Genomic DNA, 22,960 nt, shown 5'->3' with positions numbered 1-22,960 from the left:
TAGAATATTTTTTTAAAATTTTTCTCTAACTTTCCCATATTCCTTTAAATATGTCATTATATCTTTTTGTTTCATCTTCTTTTCCCTGCTGAAAAAGTGGCGGCTCAATACACAGTTCTTCGCCACCTGCCAAAATACATTCTACAAAAACCAGTTTTGCTTTTGATGATATATCCTTATGCAGATATAACATTCTTTTAGGCTGTAAATTATTTATTTTACATATATACAGTGCTTCTATAAGCATATCTGCATCGTATGAAAAAAACAGCCTGCCATTATGCTTTAAACTGCCTTTTGCAAATTTTACAACATCTTCTATATTCATAGTTATTGTAAAGCGTGCTTTATTTGCTACTTCATTTTCAGCTGTTCTGCCTGTACCTGCATGTCTGTATGGCGGGTTGCATACTACTGCGTCATAAAGTTTTTCTTTTTTCATTTGCCTTATATCTTGATTAACAAGTGTTATTTTATCATGCATATTGCATAATGATACAGTCTGCTTTAAGCATTCAAACATTTCATTTTGCATTTCTATGGCAGTTACTTTTGATTTATATGCTTTTGCAATTAATGCAGCAATAACACCACTTCCACTGCCTGCATCCGCTATATGCCACTTTTGCCTTGCATGAGTAAACCATGCTAACACAAGCGAATCACAGCCAAAGCGAAAGCCATTATTTTTAAGCTGACATATTGTTACATCATTAAAAATCATACTGTTAAATGTATATTCCACTGCTGCTCCTTAAAAAATATATAAAATGTGTAAATTAGTCTAATACTTCACATTTTCACTTGACACTAAATGATTTTATATTAACTTATATGATTATGAAAATTAAATCCTTTTTATCAAAATTAGAAAATTTTTTCTTTCATATTACTCCGCCATTTTATCTGACAGCTGTAATACTTGGCTGTTTAACAGTCCTGCCTATGCTTATTTCGCCATATATTGATAAAAAAAATGACGAATATAAAATCTCACTTATGCAGGAAACTATGCGTCTTAACAATCTTTCTCTTGAAATATATGAGAAAAACAAAACTATTACAGACCAGCAAACAATACTTATGACTGACTATGCTCTACGGCAGTGTTCTGCAAAAAGATTAAGCTCTAAAGAGCGTATAGAGCTTGCTTCTATAATTACAGAGCAGGCAAAACTTCATAACCTTGACCCACTGCTTATTATTGCACTTATACAGGTTGAAAGCACTTTTAATCCTTATGCTCAGTCTCATAAAGGGGCAAAAGGTCTAATGCAGCTTTTACCAGATACTGCACGATATATTAATAAAAAAACTGGTCAGGGTATGCCTGAAAACAGTAATCTTTTTGATACAGAAACAAATATTACTCTTGGCACTGCATATATGGAATACCTTTTAAACAAAACAAAAGGCAATCTTGAATATGCTCTTGCTGCCTATAATATGGGACCTGCTAATATGTTTAGGGCAAAAAGAGAAAACAGACTGCCAAAAGCATACAGCAATAAAGTATTAAAAGAATATAGTAAACTGCAGAAGGCAGTTAATGCTGTATATATTGCTCAAAATTAGCATACCTTATATTCTTCAATATATCTATTAATATATTGAGCAGTTATTTCTATGATTTCGGGCAGTTTTTCTGCAATACATTCAGAAAGTTCTGTTCCTGCTGCATAAGATTCTGGCACAACACCTATTAATGTAACAACTTCTGGAGCATGGGAATGAAGCTCTGCCTGAAAAAGTGTTTCTTGAAAGCCTATCTGGTGCGGTGATATTTTCATTGGCACACGAGACAGCATAATATCATCTTTATTATATACTTTAATTGTGCCGGGCTCTTCTTTTAAAGCTATCGCATCAACTGCTATTAAAATATCTGCTTCTACAAATTTATGAAAAGATAATATACCAGTAGTTCCACAGTCGTATATTTCTACATTTTCAGGCCACTGCATTTTTTCAAGCTCTTTTATAACATGTATACCTACACCTTCATCAGATAATATATAGTTGCCAACTCCCATAACAATAATTTTTTTCATTATAACTCCTTTTGTTATTTATTTATATCTCTACCAAGCATAAAATATTTCAACTTATCAAATGCAGCAGGCTCTGTATTTACAGCTCTGCCTGTTGAATCATAGACTTCAAGAATATCTAGTTCATACTGTTTTAAAACTATATAGTGGCTTTTTTTATCAACTTCTATATAGCCGGTTCTTTCATTAGGATTATCTTCAGGTCTTGTATAAGACACAACAAACCCTGTAACTATTTCACCATCTTTACAATGTGCTTTTACAAAATGGTTTACTGATTTACTCATTTTAAATAAAGATACCATACTATCTGCCCTTGCTGAAAAATTGATTTAAGGTTGTAATATCTATAGATGAAAGCGGCATAATAAAAGGCTCACTGCCTTGAATAAATAATATTACATTACCGCCCTTAGCTTCTAAATCTACACTGTATCTGTTTGGAAATGTAATAGTTTTAACATTTCCTTGAACTTCTTTATATGGAATTTTTAATATCTGCATATTAGTTCTTAATTTATTTTTCATCTGCCTTTGAGCCTGCATATAAACTTCATACTCCTGCTCATCAAGATATCCATTAGAAAGTTCATAAATCTCCTGCTCACTGTAATCTATATAAATTGCACCCTGATATTCTTTTTCATATATTATTTTACTTCGTTTATCAAATACAGGAAATACCTGTCTTCCAAAGTATTTATTTACTTTTACATCTAAATTCTCATCATTTAAATCCACATTGTAATAAGACCTGCCTTTTTTATACAAAAAGATATTTGATACATTATCTGGATAATTATCAAGCTCTAAATATGTATTATTATTAAATTTTATGCGAGAATACTGGTCGCTTTTAATATACCACACTTGAAGATTAGCTTTATTTACTGTATTTAAAAATACTTCTAAAGGCGCACTGATATTGCTTGCAAGTTTAGAGCCTTGAATAAATACAATACATTCACTGTCTAAAATATTAAAAATTGGCTTGCAAAATGACTGTATTGGATTAAAAAATAAAACAAATACAATCATTACAATTATTTTTTTCATCAGCTCCTCAAAAATTTCTATAAAGCAATCTTTATAATTGATAAATTATATCTTTTATTATACACTTATTATATATCTTTAACCAAAAGTAGGAAAAATGAAAAGTAAAATTTTTATATTTTTAATATTTTTTATTGTTTTTGTTTCAAGCTGTGCCAAATTTAAAGGTGCTGATGCCTATTTATATATCCCAGAATACTATTTAAACAGTGCACAATCTGCCTATGATAATGGCAATATATCTGCAGCACTAATGATTGCCAAAAAAAAATGCGATAATTTAGATTTTGAAAGCTGTAATCTGCTGGGTATAATGTCTCTTGAAGGAAAATATACTAGCCAAAGCGACAGCACTGCATTAAGGCTTTTTGCAAAAGGGTGTGTTAATAAATACCCAGCATCATGTTTATATCTTGGTAAAATGTATGATGAAGGCAGAGCTGTAAATATAAATGATAAAAAAAGAGATACATATTATCAAATGGCTTCTACTGATTTTTTAAAAAACTGTCAGGATAATAAAAGCAGCGACTGTATGCAGCTTGGTCTTATGTATCTAAACAACTATATATATGACCCTTACGAAGAAGGCTTAAATTATATTAAAAAATCATGCTCTATGGGTTATGGAAAAGGATGTGCTGCTGCAGGTGATTATTATTTTTATAATATGGATAATAAAACAGAAGCATTTTCTTTCTATGAAAAAGCATGTGCAAACCATAATCCTGAAGGCTGTTTGAAATTAATAGATATGTATAATACTTACAAATTTACAGAGCTTAATAATGCTAAAAATATTATTGCTCAGTCAGAAAAAATGTGTAAAAGCGGTGCATCTAATCTGTGTGTATATCTTGGCAATATGTATAAGCGATACACTAGAATTTCAAGAATAGATAAAGAAAAAAGTTACGATTATATTTTCTCTTCATGCGATTTTAATAACCCTTATGGCTGCAAGCTGCTTGGGGATATGTATTCTATTGGCTATGGTGTTGCAGAAAATGAAGGCTCTGCTTTAAGATATTATGATAAAGCATGCCAGCTGGGCTTTACTGCCGCCTGCACTTTAAAGTAATATACATGGTGATAAAATGAAAAAGTGTATTTTAATTATTGTCTTATTTTCTTTAATATCAGCATGTAATAAAAATAATCAAGATGATGGTATTTCTGCATATAAAAATAAAGACTATATTACAGCATTTGCTTTATCAGAAAAAGGATGCAGAGAAAAAAACGGCGAAGCATGCTATATTCTTGCAAATATATATTATATGGGGCTTTCTCATCATATAGATCATGTAAAAGCTGCAAGATACTATATTATATCATGCGAAATAGGAAACGGTAGAGCATGTTATATGATGGGAAAGCTTTATTCTGAAAGCAGAATTATACCAGAAGATATTGACCAGTCAGAAGCATATTACAGAAAATCAAATAAAATACTTACAAAAGAATGTAATGCAGGAAATCCTGAATCATGCCTTTATGCTGGAGCTTTATATTTATACAGCAGGGGAGTGCCGCATGATACAAGTAAAGCAGTCAGTTTCTTTGAAAAATCATGCAAAATGGACTATGCTTCAGGCTGCTATACTATCGGATACCTTTTAAATACAGGCAGATATGGTATTATGAAAAATCATGATATGGCACACAGCTACCTTAATAAAGCATGTAAATTAGGATATAAAGAAGCATGTAAATAAAGTCCATAGATACTTCGCTTTACAGGCTATGTATGACATCATCGCAATATATTTATTATATTATAGCAGATACATTAGACATATCTTCATCAGTCATAACAGAAACACCATCAGTGTTAGATATATTTGCAAATATCGCAGGAGTCTCCGCGAAAACAGCTGATATAAAACAACCTAACATAAACAACAAAGAAAATATTGGCATATTCATTGCTGTATCAAAACATATATCATACATTATGTGGTATATTATGGAAATAAATTCTTTAAATTCATTATATGCATTATATTCAGTGAATAGTGTGGAGAAAAGTTCCACTAAAATAGTATCTCAAAATGAAAATCAGTCTTCTGATATGGATAAAATAAATATATCAGAAGAAGCAGTAAAGCTTGCTCAAATCTCTAATAATAGTGATGCAAAAGAAATAAAATCAACAAATGAAATTTTGAAATCAGATAAAGCAAGTGATTATACAGAAGGAGAAATGCTTGCATTATTAAATGGAAGAATAAATGGAGATTTGCCACATAAAGATGGTGTATTACCTGAAAATAAGGCATTATTACATCAGTTAGAAAGTATGCAAATAGACATAGAAAATAAATATCCAAATTTAGATGATTTATATGCTAATGGCTATAATGAAATAGCTGCAATGAGAGCTTTTGCAGCACATGCTGGAGAATATGTAAAAGTAACAATAGAAGATGCTGTAAGATTTATGCAGACAGAGCAGAAATCACAAGAAATGTGTTATACTGATATTACTGCAAATATGAATTATGAAGAAGGCTTAAATTACATTAAATCAGTAGATTCTTTAACCGATATTATTTTATTAAATGCTAGAATGTGGGCAGACGACAGTTTAAGTGAAGAATATAAAAATAATATGTATCAGCAGTTATTAGATAGATTTATGGAAATAGATAAAACACCTGAAAATATCGCCCAATTTCATTTAGACCCGGAAGAATCAGCAAGATATTATAAAAATCATAACAAACCATTAGATATAGGCAGTGCAAAACAAATAGCAGACAGTATATCATAAGTAATTACTTATATTATAAATGATTTTGTAAAAAATAACCCAGACTGATATAATTATCAATTTGGGTTATTTATATGATATTTTATTTTACAAATATCCTAATTAAATAAATATTATCTGCTTTTTATTTTGCTTAATATTCTTAATATTTCAAGATAAAGCCATATAATTGTTACAATTAATCCAAAAGCTGCATACCATTCCATATATTTTGGCATCTGCATTGATGAGCCTTTTTCTATAAAATCAAAATCAAGAATTAAATTTAAAGCCGCCACAACTATTATAACAGCATTAATACCAATGCTTAATGAAGAATTGCCATAAAACCAATATGGACGGATACCAAAAAATGAACATATAAATAAAATAAGATATGATACCGCTATTGCAGCAGTTGCTGTAATTATAACTGATTTAAATGTTTCTGTCGCTTTAATTACACCTATTCTATAAAGAATAAGCATTGTAAAAAATGCAATCATTGTATAAGTAACTGCTTCAAAAACAATACCATTATACTGCTGATTAAGAAGTATTGAAAGCACAGTAACAAAAATACTTTCTAATACTGCATATACTACAGATAAAACTGGTGCAGTTGTCGGCTTAAAAGATATAATCATTCCAACAACAAAAGCAGCTATGACAGATACTATAATTACTTCCCTTATAGAGCCATAAAAATTAGGTGCATAAGCGATAACTGCAAAACTTGTCATGATAAACACAAGTCCTAAAATAAAAGTTTTCATAATTGAGCCGTTTACAGTCATATGGTCTGCATTAGGACTGTAACCAGCTTTCTCAAATGTAGTTTCACTAAATACTGGGTTACTCATAAATAAACTCCTTTTTTTATACTTCTAAAAAATTTGATACAGCAGCTTTTTGAAAGTCTGCATCTTCAAGTAAATCTATTCTTTTTATATTATTAAAATGGACATGTAAAAATGCAGGCACATCTTTTTCCTTAAATAATTTAATTGCCTGCACAGTGGCTTCTCCGGGGCGGTATATTACTTTATTTGCAAATTCTTTTGGTATAAACTCTAAGTCAAACATTAAATTTATTAAATCATCATGGGTTTGAGTAGTATAAAAAATAAGCCCGTTTACAACACCTATACACTCTCTTGTGTAGTCTATTACAGAGCGGATATATGACCTTATTTGATAAAGTTCATTAAGCTCATTTTGAGTAATAACAATTTCTGCAAATCTATCCCTGTATATATAATAACCTTCTGGAGTTTCCTGACCATATACTCTTACTGATAAGCCAAGTGGCACATTTTGTTTTGAAAGCTCATTTCTAGGTTTTAATTGAAATTTATTATTAATAATACCTTGTTTCATCATTAATTTTACAAACTGAAGAAGTGCTGTTAATGTTATGCCGTCAATATCTTTTTCTTTATTCTGGGTAGCTGCAGGCTCTAATTTATCATTAAAAGATGTAATAGGATTTAATCCCCTTGGTTTTACTGCTACAAGATTATTATTTCTTAAAAATGGAAAGTGCATATCAGTAAAAAGTTTTGGTGTTGCATAGTGGCAGCGGTTAAGCATATCAAGAGAAAAAATTAACTGGTTTGCCTTATCTGCATTTAAAAGCCTGAAAAAGTGTGCAATATCATAGCTTTTGCTGCCTCGTGGCATAATCATTTCATACTGCTGTGTGCCTATTTCAAAATTAAGATACCTAAACATATCCATTTTTGTTTCTGCTCCGTAGCTGTCATTGCCATCAATCAGCACCATAACCCTTTCTATATCCCTTATTTTAAGCTCAGAATATAAAAAATCTGGCAGCATATCATTATCTATAATATCTCTTAAAGGCTCATTATACGGATGGGTGCCTTCAGATACAATGTTATCAATAGCTGCAGAATAGCAGTAATATCTAATGCCGCTTCTTTGCTGAATAAGAAGTATGCCGTCAGTAGGTCCTTCTTCTTTTCTTATATCAAAAGAGCTTTTATAACTCTGCTCTGGACTGAAATCATTAATAGATACCGTTTCATCTATTTTTTCATGCAGCTTGGCATTTTCTGCTGTTAAATTCTGATTATTTTCCACTGTATTATTATTTTCTGTCTCATCTTTTTTAGTTTCTGATTTATTTTCAGTATTAAAAAATTTAGCAGATGATGATATTTCACTTATATCTATTTCAATATTCTTTTTTATTACCTGCTGGCATGCAAGGCGGTAGCCAGCATCAATATTTACTTTTGCAAGTATCAGTGTTTCTTTATATACAGGTTTTGGAATATTTGGGCTGATATAACGCATTTTACATTTGCCGCACTGACCTGCACCATTGCATAATGTAGGGTTTATAAGATTTTCATCAATTAGAAGTTTATACAGATTTGTGCCTGATTTTGCTTCTAAAACAATATTTCTGTCTGGTATACTTACAGTATAACTTTTTTTAGAAAAGAACATCTTACCCTCGTAACAAAAAATATAGTTATTAATTAAAATATTTAAAATGATATTTGTCTTGATTATATATTATATAATATATGTATGCAATAATTAATTAGGATAAAAAATAAAGTGTTGTGAAAGCTGTATAATATTAAGTTTGATTTATAGAGAAATATCTTAATATATACTTTATTTTCAAACTCTATCCAGCTACGGACTTTTAATTACATCGCTACTTGCTCGGAAAGTCCTTGTGTCGCAAAAAAACACTACCCTTGAATTTGAAAAAACACACTTGGTCGCAGTAAATGCTCCAGTCGCTTACTTTCAAGCGGGACTTCCTGTCCCTATTCTAGTCATACTGAGCCAAAGGCGAAGTATCTAAATGAACTTACCCGAAAAAGTTGTACTAACCATATAAGGAGTGTATATGGCAAGAAAATACAGCTATGAGTTTAAGAAATATCTAGTAACAGTCATAGAAAATGGAATAATGAGTGCCAGTGAATTATCAAGATGCTGTAAAATTCATAAAGGAGTAATATGTAATATCTATAACAGATATAAGCATTCAGGCGAATCAAGTTTACATCATAGCTTTACCCGCAATGAATATAGTAGAGATTTTAAATTAAATGTGTTAACTTATAAGGCATCAAATAATTTAAGTTATGAGCAGACAGCACTATATTTTAATATACCATCAGCATCAGTAATATATGACTGGAATAAGTTTTGCAGTAAGTTTATTGGAGATAATATGTCAGATAAGAATATCCCGAACAGTAAAAAGAGTAAACACTCAAACTCTACTGATATTAAACTCACTAAATCAGATGATAGTGAAGAAGTAAGACAATTAAAAGAGAGAATATCAGAGCTTGAAAAAGAGCTTTATTACAAGTCAGCGGAGAATGCATATTTAAAAAAGCTGGAAGCCTTAATGCAGTCAAAGGAACAGAGAGTTCAACAGAAAAAGCACAAATAATAACTGCATTAAGGCTGTATTACAGTTTGGATATCCTGTTGTCTGTGAGTAATATGAAAAGAAGCACTTACTATTATAATGTTAAAAAGCCTGCTGCATTAGATAAATATGCAGAAGTCAAGGCATATATATTAGAAATATATGAAAAATCTAACAAGACTTACGGCTATCCAAGAATAACAAAGGCATTAGAGAAACTGGGTTATACTTATGACAGGAAGACAGTAGCAAAATTAATGAAGGAATTAAATATTTCATCAATAATCAGGGTTAAGAAAAGGTATAAACAAGGCAGAGTAAGTCATATATGCAGCAATAAATTAAACAGAGCCTTTACAAGTGAGAAACCATGTTTAAAATGGGTAACAGATGTGGCAGAGATAAAAATTAATAATGAAAAGGTGTATTTATCAGCAATAATGGATTTGTATAACAGAGAAATAACAGCATACAGTGTAAGCAAATATAATAATGAAGAAATGGTAATAGATAATTTAAAACAGGCAATAGATAAAACAAAAGATACAACAGGGTTAATGATACATTCAGACCAGGGTATATTATATCAGGCTAATCAATTTAGAAAGTTATTAAAGGAAAATAATATAGAGCAGAGTATGTCAAGGCGTGGCAACTGCTATGATAATGCTGTTATGGAAAGTTTCTTTGCTACTTTAAAATGTGAATTGGTTTATATTAACAAATTCAAAAATATAGAACAGTTTAAATATGAACTTGAAAAATATATTGATTTCTATAATAATTACAGAATAAAAGCTAATGGACTTACACCTTTACAGGAAAAAGAAATTTATTTAGTGGCTTAGTTCAAAATTTTTGGGTAAGTTCATACTTCGCCTAAAAATCAGGCTCAAAATGACTTATAATGTGAAAGCTGTATTATATAAACATTAGCAAAAAACTAATATTTTTGTTTGATTTATTAGTATAACTATGCTAATCTTTGAAAACAAAATCTTATAAGGCGAATTAATGAGAAATTATTTATTTATTTTATCATTTATAACAATTACAATTATAAATGGTTGTACTTATACTAATCTCACGGAAAATCAAATATATAAAAGTAAACAAAATTATAAATGTGATATTATCATTGATAATTTATATACAAAAGATAATCTTTCTTTTTCTAGCTTTGCAGACGAATTAGCCTATTTTATGATGCTATCATCATTAGATATACTTGTAAATAAAATGTTGCCTGTATTAGATAGAGAAAATATTTCATTCTTACCCATTAAAGATAATATAACAGGAACAGCATGTTTTGAAACAAACAGTTCAAAAGTTTATGCTGATATTATTAACGGAGTAATTCACGGAAATATAATAGAGAACAATAAAACAAATGGCAAACTAACAAGTATTTGTAAGGTGAATAACGGTAAAGTAGATACATACACACACTATGCAAGTGATAGTCAATATTCAATAGATTATGAATTTAAAACAATGAGTCATTATATTAAAAATCATATAAATATGTATACTGATTTAGAACAAAATACAGCTGAATATTACTATGATAATGGCAATTTATTCTTAGAAGCAAAATTTAAAAATAGTATAATAGATGGTATAGCAAGATACTATTTTGAAAGTGGAGCATTACAGGAAGAAAGACATTATAAAAATGGTCTTAGGAATGGAAATACTGAGCGATATAGTGAAAAAGGTGCATTATGGGCTACAATAACATATAAAGATGATAAACCAGTCAGCGGTATTTGTGGAAACGGTAGAAAATGGACAAAAGCTGAACTTCTAAATTGGGAAAACGGAGTAGAAGTTACCTGCGAATATTACTAAATTATGTTCTTTTTATCACTCATGATGCAATGCATCTATTGGGTTTAGGCGTGATGCTTTTCTTGCAGGCAGGTAGCCAAAAACTATGCCAATAAATCCTGAAAAAATAAAAGATACTGTTGCAATTTTTACATCAAATGTAAATGGGATATGCAGTTTTGCAGAAAGCAGCAGTGTCATAAAAAAACCAAATATTATGCCGATAAACCCGCCAACAGCACTAATTGTTGCACTCTCTACTAAAAACTGTAAAAGGACTTCTTTTTCTAATGCACCAATTGCAAGCCGTGTGCCTATCTCTCTTGTCCTTTCTGTTACTGATACAAGCATAATATTCATAATACCAATGCCGCCAACAAGCAGACTTACTCCTGCCACTGCACCAATGAATACTGTCAGACTACCAATAGATTTTTCTACCGTCTCCTGTATTTCTTTTGTGCTTTGTATTTCAAAAGTATCTTTTGATTTATCATAAATATTACGCATATGTCTTAATATTACAGCAATCTGCTCTGATGCTGCCTTATAATCAACATCTTCATTCAAAGATACCATTATAATTTTAATATTATATATAGGATTACTTGGGCTTATGCTTCTTTGGAATGCTTTTAATGGCATAAGTATTATATCATCCTGGTCATTTCCTCTGCCACCCTGTCCCTTGCTTTCTAAAACACCTACCACATCACATACTACTGAGCCTACTTTTAATCTAGTGCCAGCAGCAGGGGTGCTGCCAAGCAGATTTTTACGGACACTCTCCCCTATAATACATGTATTTGTGCCTGCTATATATTCTTTATTTTCAAAACTTCTACCCTCTGCTATTTTCCAGTCAACTGCAGTAAAATAACCCTCTGTTACACCTGATATAGAAGTCTGCACATTTTTATTCATATATTTTGCAACTACTGATGACATATTAGTAGGAGCAACAGCCTTAATCCCCGCCACTCTGTCTTCAATGGTTTCTACTTCTTTCATAGTAAAATAACGGCTTTTTGTTGTGCCGCCCGGATTTAAATGCGGCGGAGCATGTATCATTAAAAGATTACTGCCTAAACTTTCAATAGCTGATTTAATCATAGCCTGTGTTCCATTACCTAAATTAATCATAATAATAACAGCACCAACACCAATAATTACACCAAGCATGGTTAAAAATGCTCTTAAATAGTTTCTGCTTATCTGCCTTAAAGCCAAAAATACAGCATTAAATATCATCTTAAAACAGCCTCCGCTGCATTTACTTCTCCATCTCTAAAATGCACTTCTCTTGATGCATACTGTGCCATTTCAGGCTCATGAGTAACCATTAAAATAGTAATGCCTAACTCTTTATTTAAATTAGAAAGTATATCCATAATCTCAACACTTCGTTTTGTATCTAAGTTTCCAGTTGGTTCATCAGCAAGTAAAAATAATGGGTTTGATGCAATAGCTCTTGCTATTGCCACACGCTGCTGCTGTCCACCTGAAAGCTGGGCACTTGTATGCTTTTCCCATTCTAAAAGCCCTACCATATTAAGAGCCTGTCTTGCTTTTTCCCGCCTTTGCTTTTTAGGCATACCCCTATATAATAATGGAAGCTCCACATTTTCAAGAGCAGTAGTTCTTGCCAGCAGATTAAAGCCTTGAAAAATAAACCCAATATAGTTTCTTCTTAAAAGTGCTGTTTCATTCCTGTTAAGTGAAAATACATCTACACCATTAAAAAAGTATGAGCCTTTTGTTGCTTTATCAAGACAGCCTAAAATATTAGCCATAGTAGATTTGCCACTGCCTGACGGACCCATAAGTGCAACAAACTCACCTTTATTAATATCTAAATCAATACCTTTTAATGCAAGGAATGAATTTGCCCCACTTCCATATACTTTTACAATATTTCTCAGCTTAATAAAATCACTCATATTCTTTTCATACTTGTAATAATATCATCTTCACTACTGATGCCTTCAATAACCTGTATATTTTTACCATCGCTTACACCTGTAACAATATGCCTAAGTTCTGGTTTCCCATTGACAAGCACATAAATTGAAGCGTTTTTTGAAATATCAGTATTTACTTCCTTAGCAGACTTTGGTCTTCTTCCCGGTGGACCTTGCAGCATAGCAGGTCTTTTGCCAGCTTCAGATGTATCTTCTATAAGTGGCTGGAAAAATAGAGCAGCAACAGGTATAAGCACAGCATTTTCTGCACTGTCTGTTTCAATATCTGCTGTTGCACTCATTCCTGAACGAAGTTTTAAATTATTATTATCTATATAAATAGTTGTTTCATAGCTTACAATATTATCATTTGACTTTGTAGAGCCTTTATTTACCCTGTATATTGTTGATACAAACTCATCATCTGGAAAAGTATCAACAGTAAAGCGAACTTTTTGATTTTCTGCAACTTTTCCCACATCTGCTTCTGATATATTAACAACAAGCTTCATTTTTTCTAAATTTTCTGCAATTACAAAAAGTTCTGGTGTAGAAAATGATGCTGCAACAGTCTGACCTGCATCTATACTTCTTGTTAGGACAACTCCATCAATAGGGCTTGTAATAATTGAATTTTTTAAGTCAATTTTTGCACTATTCAAGTTTGTTTCCGCTTCTAAAATAGATGCTTCTTTTACATACATCTCAGCCTGAGCCGTAGAAAATTCCATTTGAGCATTATCCAGCTCAGTTCTTGACGGTGATTTACCACCAGTAGCATCATAAACATGCTTTAACCTGTTATAATTTAACTTTTTATTATTATACTGCACTTTTGAAGCATTAAATGATGCTTTTGCAGAATTAAGCTGTGCTTCATATCGTGCTATTGTCTGGTTTATTGTATCTGGGTTGATAACTGCTAAAATATCGCCTTTTTTCACTGCATCATTTTCTTCTACAAATACAGCAGAAATTGTGCCTGAAACCTGACTGCCTATTAATACTTCATTAGTTGCAGAAATTGTGCCAGTAGCACTTACAAGTGATGCCACATTGCCAATGCCTGCTTTTTCTGTAGTATAAATATATGCAGGGCCTTTATCTCTGAATATATAATAAAAAATTGCAGATATTATTAAAACAACAATAAATAAAGTAATAATAATAGATTTTTTAGTCCTTTTAGGACGAAGTGTTTTATACATTTCTTCTGTAGTAAGCATTATAATTCTCCATTTGACTGCTTTGGTGAAAAACTTCCGCCAAAAGCTTTATAAAGCATTATTGATGACGAAATATTTTCATACCATGCAGAATAAAATGATATATATGCATTTAAAAAATCATTTTGTGCTTTTAAATATTCCACATCATCTATTAAGCCTGCTTTCCAGCGAGATTCTAATATATCCATGGATATTTTTGCACTTTCTAAAATATCTTTTGTATTGCCGTAAGATTTATTAGATGAAAGCATAGCAAAACTTGTATTCTCTATATCACTTACAGCAGTGTTTATTGATTTTTGCAAAGATAACTCTGCCTGATTTACAGTTTCTTCCTGTATTTTAAGCTGAGCATAAAGCTCCTGTCTGTTTAATAAAGGTGCTGTAAGAGACATAACAATCTGCCAGATAAAATCACCAATACCAGTTGATGATGCAAGCAGCTGCCCTAAGTTTCCATTAATAGAAAGGCTTGGAAGCAGAGACATTTTTTTATTATAATGGTTATAAAGTTCACTGTTTAATGTATAAACTGATGCTCGGACATCAGGTCTGTTTAATATTACATCCATTGGTATATCATTTATTTTTGGAATAGTTGGAGCAAACGATGTGTCATATACCATATCTATTGTAATATTTATATCTTTATTATTAATAAGTGCATATAGTGCATTTTTATTTTGCTCCACTTCCACCTGATACTGCTGAACACTATTCTGAGCATTTAAATAATCCATTGATGCAGAAATATACTCTGATTCATCCATAAGACCTGAATTCTGCATCTGCGTATAAATATCCACTATTGTTTTATGATTTTTCAGTATTTGATTTGCAAAAAAAAGCTGTGCTGCTGATTTTCTAATGGAAAAATAATATGATGCAGTATCTGCTGCCAAAGTTACCTGACCATTTACATAATTTTCTTCTGCATATTTGATTAATTCCTTTTTAGATTTTCTTAGAGCATCAAGTTTACCATAAATATCTACTTCCCATGATAGACTAAGGCTGCCGTTTAAGCCGTCACTATTTTCTCCATAAGAATAATCAAGAGAGCCTGAAATCTTTGGTATCATAGCACCTGTTGCACTTTTTAGCTGATAGCGTGCCTGCTTTATTTTTGAAAGAAGTATAAGTAAATCAGGGTTTTCTTTTGATGCAGTATCTAAAATTGAAATAAAGCTGTTATCTGGAAGCATAGATTTTATCTCTTCCAAAGGCTCTTTATATGATGATATTGTTTTATTGTCATTTAAATCTTTAATATATAATGCATTTCGGAAATTTTCAGGCATGTTGTATGATGATTTTATTTCATCATCAGTTATTGTATGAATACAGCCAGAAAGCAAAATTATTATTAATGCACTACATAAGTATTTCATATTTACCCTTTTACTGTGATATATTATAAATGACTTTTTTTATCATAAAAAAGTTTTAAAATAAAATAAAAAATGAAATATGTTCAAAAAAGTAAAAAATTTAATAAAACATATAGATATTATAATAAATTTTATCAATACTTATTTTACTAAAAAGGGCAGCTTTACACTGCCCTTAAAATGATTAATATTTTTATTATAATGCTTTCTTTACAGCATCTATTGCTGCATCATAGTTTGGTTCATTAGTTACTTCAGGCACAAGCTCATAATAAACTAACATACCAGTTTTATCATAAACAAATATACTTCTTGCTAAAAGCCTTAATTCTTTTATTAATACACCATAAGTTTTACCAAATTCTGCACTGTAATGGTCTGATAAAGTTTCAACATTTTTCACACCAGCTGCACCACACCATCTGCTTTGAGCAAATGGAAGGTCTAAACTTACAGCAACTATCCTGACATCATCAGATAAAGATGCTGCTTTTTCATTAAATTTTCTGACTTCCATATCACATACACCAGTATCAAGTGACGGAACAGCAACAAGCACTAATACTTTACCTTCATAATCTTTTTGAGTTTTAGCAGATAAATCATTAGCAAGTAATGAGAAAGCTTTAATTTTAGAATTAAGTGCAGGCATTTCACCTTCTAAATGAAACACATTTCCTTTAAATGTAACTGTATTCATTACACACCTCTTTTATTTTATACCAAAATTATCTTATTTAAATTACATCCATTCTTCAATATATAAACTTTTTATTTACATACTTTCTTCATATTTATTTTACATTAAAAATTAAGGCAAAAGCATATATTCATTACAACAAATTAGAGTAAATCAAAAAATAACTTGAAAGAAAAAAGTTATATTAGTATACTATAAATTATTATTCTTGGAAAGAAGTGAAAAAATGCTTAAAAAATTTTTAAAACAAATTTCTTTTACTTCACAGCAGGATTTTGCTGATAATTATGAAGTTCTTGTTCCTGAAAATTTTAATTTTGCCTATGATGTGGTAGATGCATGGGCGTTAGAAGAACCAAATAAAAAAGCAATGCTGTGGACAGATGATGAAGGCAAACGGTTTGATTTTACATTTGCTGATTTTAAAAAATTCTCAGATATGACAGCCTCTTTCTTTGCCAAACTTGGTATAAAAAAAGGCGATACTGTTATGCTGATACTTAAACGAAGGTTTGAGTTTTGGTTTTCTATGCTTGGTCTGCATAAGCTTGGTGCAATAGCAATACCAGCCACACACCTTTTAACTGATAAAGATATTATTTACAGAAATAATGCAGCTGATGTTAAAATGATAGTTGCCTGTGGAGATAAGCAAATTATAGAGCATGTAAATAAGTCAAAACATGCATCCCCTACATTAGAATATACTGTATCTATTGGTCCAGAAATACCAGATGGCTGGGAAAATTTTCATAAAGAAATAAATGAAGCACCAGAATTTGAGCGTCCTGCTCATGTTAATAATAATGATGATATATCATTAATTTATTTTACATCAGGCACAACTGCAAACCCTAAAATGGCAGCTCATGATTTTTTATACCCACTTGGACATATTATAACAGGCAAATACTGGCATAATCTTGATGAAAACAGTCTGCATTTAACTATATCTGATACTGGCTGGGGAAAAGCTGTATGGGGTAAGCTTTATGGACAGTGGATAGCAGGTGCTAATATTTTTGTATATGACCATGAAAAATTTACACCAGCAGAAATATTAAAAGCTATTGAAAAATATAAAATAACATCTTTTTGTGCCCCCCCTACTGTTTTTCGCTTTTTAATAAGGGAAGATATTATGAATACCGACCTTTCTTCTCTTAAATGGTGCACTATTGCAGGTGAAGCATTAAACCCTGCTGTATATGATACCTTTTATGAAATGACAGGCATAAAATTACGAGAAGGGTTTGGACAAACAGAAACAACTTTGACTGTTGTTACTCTGCCATGGATTGAGCCAAAACCGGGCTCTATGGGGCTTCCTAACCCGCAGTATAATGTAGATATTATTACAAGTGACGGCAAAGTGGCAGATGTTGGTGAACATGGTCAGATTATTATAAGGACAGATAAAAAGAAACCACTTGGACTTTTTAAAGAATATTATAAAGATAAAGAAAAAACAGATGCTGTGTGGAATAATGATATTTATTATACCGGAGATATTGCATGGCGTGATAAAGACGGCTATTTTTGGTTTGTTGGAAGAGCTGATGATATTATAAAAAGCTCAGGTTACAGAATAAGCCCTTTTGAAGTAGAAAGTGTATTGATGACACATAAAGCAGTTGTAGAATGTGCTGTTACTGCTGCACCTGATGAATTAAGGGGGCAGGTAGTTAAAGCAACAGTCGTGCTTGCAGATGAATATAAAAACTGCCACCATGAAGAAATGATAAAAGATATTCAAGACTATGTGAAAAAAACTACTGCACCTTATAAATATCCGCGAATAGTAGAAATAGTTGACAAGCTGCCTAAAACAATAAGTGGTAAAATAAGGCGTGTAGAAATCAGAGAAAAAGATAACTAAAATATAAGCAAATTTTTTGAAACAATATAGAAGTATCCAAAATTCTGTGCAGCAGTTATTTTAAGCCTGATTTTAAAGGTGAAAAAATAAATTATATATATAAAAAAGTGAATAATATATTTAAAGTATCTATTTTTTAGATACTTCGCCTAGATGGCTCAGTATGACTAATACAGGGACAGGAAGTCCAATATTTAGTGAGCGATAGCCGAACTTGTTTCGGCAGAGCATTATTAAAAAAATACATGGGGAGCATCTTCTGCGACACAAGAACTTTCCGAGTGAGTAGCAATGAATTAAAAGTCCGTAGCTGGAAAGTATTTTTTAATATAAATTTGTTAAGTCATTTTGAGCCTGATTTTTACAGGCAAAAAATCTAAATTATATATATTGCAGCAGTGTATGATATATTTAAATTATATGAACTTATCCAAAAGAATTAAACTATATTGATTTATTATATTATTGACTATAATATAAAGGAAATTATTCTATATAATAAAAGTTTGTTATGAAAAGAAATTCTCATAAATATCAACATTTTGCACTTGACCAAGATAATAATATTGTTGATATAAAAAATACAGTTGATAATAATAAGTATTATTGTCCTAATTGTCATGCTAAAATGATATTAAAACGCGGACAAATACGCCAATGGCACTTTGCCCATAAAACAAATAAATGTTCATATGATAGTTATTTACACTCTATTGCAAAAAAAATGATTGCTGATTGGTTTAATAATAATGAGCATATCACATTGAAATTGAACTGTGAAAATAAATGTAGAAAATATGAAAAATGTAAAATATATAATAAAGATATTTGCAGTATACCAATAAAAAAAACATTTGATTTAAAAAAATATTACAAAAAATGTATACTTGAACATAAATATAATGGTTTTGTTGCAGATATATATTGTGAACATAAGTCTGCTCCTATTTTTATAGAAATATATGTAACACATGAATGTAGTCTAGAAAAGAAAAATTCAGGAATTCATATTATTGAGCTGCGAATACAATCAGAAGAAGATATAATAAATATTATAAATTCATCAGAATTAATTGAAAACCAAAATATTCAACTATACAATTTTAAAAGACAAGAAGATACTACATATAATACTAAACAAGATATACAAAAATATATACTATTTCCTTCACTTAAAAGTCATGTTGATAAAGTTTCATATACTTGTAAAAACTATGATAAAATAAGAAAAGGAATATATGAAATAAGTATTCCATATGATGACTGTATACCAATGTTTTTTGATTGTGGTTCGCTTTACACTATGGGACAAGCCATGGCATATCATGCTGGGTATTTAAAGAAAAGTTGTCAGCTTTGCAAATGGCAGGCAAAAAATGATTTAATGGATGAACCACCTATATGTATACTATATAAAAAATGCGGTAATCCTAAATACTGTCAAGATAATATACCAGCCAAATGCACTATGTTTAAGGAAAATATGAATGATATTAATAAAGCAGTATTTGAATTTAAACAATACATAAAAAATAATTGGGCAGATATTTGGATAAATAATCAATAAATTTTTTCATATAAGCATACATGAAAATAAAAAAATGGTTTAGGCTGGAGGACCTAAACCATTTTTTTTGTGTATTGGCACTACACTTTTTATGGAATATACAAAGCTGTGGAGAGATGCTTTGTATATCTTTGGATTTTGTAAAATATTTTCTTAAAACTATTTTGCAAAAGCCAAAGTTTTTTTATACTCCCCCTTTTAAAAGGGGGAGTTTTATAGTTATTGTAATAATTGTGCTGCATAGCTTGGAATTTGGTTAGCTTGTGCAAGCATTGCTGTTGCAGACTGAAGTAATACTTGCTGTGCTGCTAAATCGCTTGATGCTTGAGCTATATCTAAATCTCTTATACGGCTTTCTGCTGATACCATATTTTCTCTTGTTGTATTTAAGTTAGTAATTGTATACTCTAACCTGTTCATTTGTGCACCAGCTATCGCTCTTGCAGCTGAGATTTGCTCTAATGCCATGTCTAATTTTGTTATTGCTTTTTGTGCATCATTAAATGTTGCTACATTTATGCCATCAATTCCCATACCTACTGTGTCTAATCTGCCTATTGATATATCAATCACTTGTCCTTCATTTGCACCAACTGCTGCTTTTGTGGAGTTATCTTTAATATGCAGGAATGCCTCTTCTGCACCAAGTTTATCTGTAAACACCATTTTACCATTTATAAAGTTTACATCTGCAGCAGATTCTGGATTAATGATAACATCTACACCTTGTATAACATTTCTTAATCTGTTATCTGTAACTACATCTTCGCCAATAAACTCACCAGTGTGGGCATCTGTTACTCTTACATTTAATGCAGAGTCTGCAGCTTCCTGAATTTGAGTGATACCTAATGCTGATAACACAGCCTCATCACCTACAAATGTTAAGTTAGATTTTTCACCAAGCACTGCACTTTGTATTACAAATGTGCCTTCTACTGCATGGTCTCCACCTGTTGGAGTTTCTACATATTTTACTAAGTTATTATTAACTGTAGTTGCTGCTGTATTTGTATTATCTGCCCCCATATCTAACTGTTCAACTAAAGCTGCTGTTAATTTGCTTTCTAAATCTGCTATTGTATCGCTGCCTTCAAGAGTAATTTTTGCTGTTTTACCATTGCCTGCATATATGCTGATTTCTTGTGTATTACTTAAAATCATTCTACCATCTGAGTTAGTAAACTGTGCCAGCTGAGAAAGTTTTGTATATTTAGAAGCAACATCACCTGTGCCAAGAATATCTATTGTTCCTGTTCCAGATACCACTTTGCCTCTTTCAAGAGTTATATCCATTTGTCCATAGTATACATTACCAGCTTTATCCATCTGTGCTGTGTGTATTACATGAGTAAGCTGTTTATCCTCACTTGTAGCACCTGCAGTAATATGTAAAGTAGAGCCTGTTGAGCCTATTTGTATTGATGCACCAGCTGAGTTTGCTGCTCTTGCACCTGCAACACTCACAAGCATTTTATCTCCATTTGTCCAAGCTGCTGTTGCTGTAAAAGTTGCAGCAGCTGATGACAACACTGCTTTACTAATACCTACTAAACCAGTTGATATGGCTGATGCATTTAATACTGCCCCTGCACTATTTACTGCTGCTGTTGCCCACTCACTGATTTCACCAGTTTTAGTATTCATTACACGGAAACGGATTTGACCTGTGCCGCTTGCTGTCCTGTCGCCTACTGCTTCAAACTCTATTGAATATGAGTTTGCACCAGTTGCTGCTGCACTTGCTGTTTCAAAGCCAGCTGCTGTCATTGCAGCAGAGTTCATGCCGCCTGTTCCGCCAGTAAATGCTGCTGAAGCTGTTGTTGCTGCTGTGCCTTGAACTTTAATTTGAGTGTTGCTTTCACGCATCATACCTTTAATATTATCAAATTTAGTTATGCTTGTGCCGTTTGTATTTATGTCATAAGACATTGCACCTTCACCAAGACGCATAATATTTGATTTATATACTGAGTTTTTGCCAGGGTCTACATCATAAGATAATTTGTAGTTGCCTTCTACTGCTGTGCCTTTAACTACTGCTTCTATATTATCAGTAGATGCTGACCATAATGCAGCTGCATCACCATTTAAAAGTTTTTTAGTGTTAAATTCTGTTGAATTAGAAACTCTGTCTATTTCTTCTTTTAACTGGTCTACTTCAAGCTGTAACATTGCTCTGTCATTAGTTGTATAAGCTGGGTCGCCTGCCTGAACTGCAAGTTCTCTTATACGCTGAACCATAGATGTCATTGAGCCCATTGCTCCCTCTGCTGTCTGTAACATACTTATTGCATCTTGAGCATTTGTTGCTGCTTTGTTTAAACCAGAAATCTGTGCTCTTAATTTTTCTGATACTGCTAAACCTGATGCATCATCTGCTGCAGTATTTATTCTTAAACCAGTTGATAATGATTTTATTGTTTTTGCAAGTTTGCTGTTTACGCTGTTTACGCCGCCTTGTGCGCCTATTGCTGTTGGGTTGTTAACGATTGAAAGTGCCATAATTTTCCTCCAGTTTTACTATAAATTATCTCTCCAAACAATTTATAGATAAGTGTTTTGTGCCTTTAATTTTGTTTTTTCTTTTTTCAGATGCAATTCTATTGTTAAAATTTTGCACCATTTTAAAAAGTTAATGTTTTGTGCGGTTATGAATTTTATAATACGATTGCAGGCTCTCCACTTCCTTTTTACACAACTATATTAATAAAATATAACCAAAATTATTCGTCCTTGCATAAAGCCTTTCAGGAACAAAAAAAAGCCGATAAGTATATCCTTATCGGCTCAATTATCTTGATACCTGTTTAAGCTGTTACATTAAAAATATATACACTTATTTTTAATATACTAAATTTTAATTTTTTAATAAGGTAATAAAAAAAGCCCACAAGGATATTTCCTTATGGGCTCAACTATTTTGATACCTTATAATAATTTAAGATATATAATTTCCACTTTATACATCTTATTAAATTTTTAAATGTGTTTTAGGAAATGCTCCTTGTTTTAAGTAAGCTTTTGTTTCCTAATCTCTATCACATTTTTCTTATCGGATAAGTTTTAATTTACTTTAACATTTTTTTAAAACTTATCTTTTTTATT

The 22,960-nt window shown here is 31.3% G+C and carries 21 protein-coding genes; 9 read left to right on the top strand and 12 right to left on the bottom strand.

The features are described from left to right. Positions 1-25 precede the first annotated feature (25 nt). Positions 26-745 carry a tRNA1(Val) (adenine(37)-N6)-methyltransferase gene (locus N508_RS08595; protein WP_023276011.1) on the bottom strand — a complete coding sequence of 240 codons (720 nt, stop codon included), beginning with the start codon at positions 743-745 and terminating at the stop codon, positions 26-28. Positions 746-840: 95 nt separating this feature from the next. Here N508_RS08595 and N508_RS08590 point away from each other — a divergent pair, with 95 nt between their 5' ends. Further along, positions 841-1,575, top strand: a complete 735-nt coding sequence (locus tag N508_RS08590; protein ID WP_023276010.1) for a lytic transglycosylase domain-containing protein — start codon at positions 841-843, stop codon at positions 1,573-1,575. Here the strand turns inward: N508_RS08590 and N508_RS08585 are convergent. Genes N508_RS08585 through N508_RS08575 form a run of 3 tightly spaced genes read right to left on the bottom strand, consistent with a single transcriptional unit; the run spans position 1,572 to position 3,107 of the window. Further along, a complete protein-coding gene (locus N508_RS08585) occupies positions 1,572-2,051 on the bottom strand; it encodes a HyaD/HybD family hydrogenase maturation endopeptidase (RefSeq protein WP_023276009.1) in 480 nt (159 codons plus the stop codon). The genes N508_RS08590 and N508_RS08585 overlap by 4 nt on opposite strands. Positions 2,052-2,065: 14 nt before the next feature. Beyond that, complete coding sequence (locus N508_RS08580) at positions 2,066-2,356, bottom strand: hypothetical protein (RefSeq protein ID WP_023276008.1); 291 nt, start codon at positions 2,354-2,356, stop codon at positions 2,066-2,068. A 1-nt stretch (position 2,357) separates the two neighbouring features. Then, positions 2,358-3,107 (bottom strand): hypothetical protein, encoded by a 750-nt coding sequence (locus N508_RS08575; RefSeq protein ID WP_023276007.1) that lies wholly within the window; start codon positions 3,105-3,107, stop codon positions 2,358-2,360. 97 nt (positions 3,108-3,204) lie between these two features. Between N508_RS08575 and N508_RS08570 the strand changes: the two genes are divergently transcribed. Genes N508_RS08570 through N508_RS08560 form a run of 3 tightly spaced genes read left to right on the top strand, consistent with a single transcriptional unit; the run spans position 3,205 to position 5,883 of the window. Next, positions 3,205-4,188 carry a tetratricopeptide repeat protein gene (locus tag N508_RS08570; RefSeq protein WP_023276006.1) on the top strand — a complete coding sequence of 328 codons (984 nt, stop codon included), beginning with the start codon at positions 3,205-3,207 and terminating at the stop codon, positions 4,186-4,188. A gap of 16 nt (positions 4,189-4,204) precedes the next feature. Further along, the gene (locus N508_RS08565) at positions 4,205-4,825 is read left to right on the top strand and encodes a tetratricopeptide repeat protein (RefSeq protein WP_023276005.1); all 621 of its coding nucleotides are present in this window, start codon (positions 4,205-4,207) and stop codon (positions 4,823-4,825) included. 32 nt (positions 4,826-4,857) lie between these two features. Next, positions 4,858-5,883 (top strand): hypothetical protein, encoded by a 1,026-nt coding sequence (locus N508_RS08560; RefSeq protein WP_023276004.1) that lies wholly within the window; start codon positions 4,858-4,860, stop codon positions 5,881-5,883. Between the two features lie 113 nt (positions 5,884-5,996). On the opposite strand, the gene N508_RS08555 is transcribed toward N508_RS08560, so the two are convergent. Further along, positions 5,997-6,725 (bottom strand): Bax inhibitor-1/YccA family protein, encoded by a 729-nt coding sequence (locus N508_RS08555; protein WP_023276003.1) that lies wholly within the window; start codon positions 6,723-6,725, stop codon positions 5,997-5,999. 16 nt (positions 6,726-6,741) lie between these two features. Beyond that, positions 6,742-8,340, bottom strand: a complete 1,599-nt coding sequence (locus N508_RS08550) for a 2Fe-2S iron-sulfur cluster-binding protein (RefSeq protein WP_023276002.1) — start codon at positions 8,338-8,340, stop codon at positions 6,742-6,744. A gap of 415 nt (positions 8,341-8,755) precedes the next feature. On the opposite strand from N508_RS08550, the gene N508_RS08545 reads away from it, so the two are divergent. The 3 genes from N508_RS08545 to N508_RS08535 all read left to right on the top strand — a co-directional run bounded on the left by N508_RS08545 (position 8,756) and on the right by N508_RS08535 (position 11,146). Beyond that, positions 8,756-9,313, top strand: a complete 558-nt coding sequence (locus N508_RS08545; protein ID WP_023274985.1) for a hypothetical protein — start codon at positions 8,756-8,758, stop codon at positions 9,311-9,313. Further along, positions 9,244-10,140: an IS3 family transposase gene (locus N508_RS08540; protein WP_155944386.1), complete on the top strand. Its 897-nt coding sequence runs from the start codon at positions 9,244-9,246 to the stop codon at positions 10,138-10,140. The genes N508_RS08545 and N508_RS08540 overlap by 70 nt, the downstream gene beginning before the upstream one ends. A 166-nt stretch (positions 10,141-10,306) precedes the next feature. Then, a complete protein-coding gene (locus N508_RS08535) occupies positions 10,307-11,146 on the top strand; it encodes a toxin-antitoxin system YwqK family antitoxin (protein ID WP_023275999.1) in 840 nt (279 codons plus the stop codon). Between the two features lie 15 nt (positions 11,147-11,161). Here the strand turns inward: N508_RS08535 and N508_RS08530 are convergent, their stop codons facing one another. The 5 genes from N508_RS08530 to tpx form a co-directional block, all read right to left on the bottom strand. Next, complete coding sequence (locus N508_RS08530; protein WP_023275998.1) at positions 11,162-12,376, bottom strand: ABC transporter permease; 1,215 nt, start codon at positions 12,374-12,376, stop codon at positions 11,162-11,164. Beyond that, positions 12,373-13,065, bottom strand: coding sequence for an ABC transporter ATP-binding protein (locus tag N508_RS08525; RefSeq protein ID WP_023275997.1), 693 nt, complete (start codon positions 13,063-13,065; stop codon positions 12,373-12,375). Before N508_RS08525 ends, N508_RS08530 begins: the two co-directional genes overlap by 4 nt. Next, entirely contained in the window at positions 13,062-14,312 is a 1,251-nt protein-coding gene (locus N508_RS08520) for an efflux RND transporter periplasmic adaptor subunit (protein WP_023275996.1), read from the bottom strand. Before N508_RS08520 ends, N508_RS08525 begins: the two co-directional genes overlap by 4 nt. Next, a complete protein-coding gene (locus N508_RS08515; RefSeq protein ID WP_023275995.1) occupies positions 14,312-15,706 on the bottom strand; it encodes a TolC family protein in 1,395 nt (464 codons plus the stop codon). Before N508_RS08515 ends, N508_RS08520 begins: the two co-directional genes overlap by 1 nt. 196 nt (positions 15,707-15,902) lie before the next feature. Continuing rightward, complete coding sequence (tpx, locus tag N508_RS08510) at positions 15,903-16,406, bottom strand: thiol peroxidase (protein WP_023275994.1); 504 nt, start codon at positions 16,404-16,406, stop codon at positions 15,903-15,905. 226 nt (positions 16,407-16,632) lie between these two features. Between tpx and N508_RS08505 the strand changes: the two genes are divergently transcribed. Then, positions 16,633-18,285: an AMP-binding protein gene (locus N508_RS08505; RefSeq protein WP_023275993.1), complete on the top strand. Its 1,653-nt coding sequence runs from the start codon at positions 16,633-16,635 to the stop codon at positions 18,283-18,285. A 511-nt stretch (positions 18,286-18,796) separates the two neighbouring features. Further along, positions 18,797-19,852: a competence protein CoiA family protein gene (locus N508_RS08500; protein ID WP_023275992.1), complete on the top strand. Its 1,056-nt coding sequence runs from the start codon at positions 18,797-18,799 to the stop codon at positions 19,850-19,852. Positions 19,853-20,071: 219 nt separating this feature from the next. Here N508_RS08500 and N508_RS08495 read toward each other — a convergent pair whose 3' ends face one another. Then, entirely contained in the window at positions 20,072-22,357 is a 2,286-nt protein-coding gene (locus tag N508_RS08495) for a flagellin N-terminal helical domain-containing protein (RefSeq protein WP_023275991.1), read from the bottom strand. Between the last annotated feature and the right edge of the window lie 603 nt (positions 22,358-22,960).

The sequence above is a fragment of the Mucispirillum schaedleri ASF457 genome (assembly GCF_000487995.2).
GTDB lineage: Bacteria > Chrysiogenota > Deferribacteres > Deferribacterales > Mucispirillaceae > Mucispirillum > Mucispirillum schaedleri.
The sequence above is the reverse complement of the archived record's forward strand: the minus strand, read 5'-3'. Positions and strand labels throughout refer to the sequence as shown.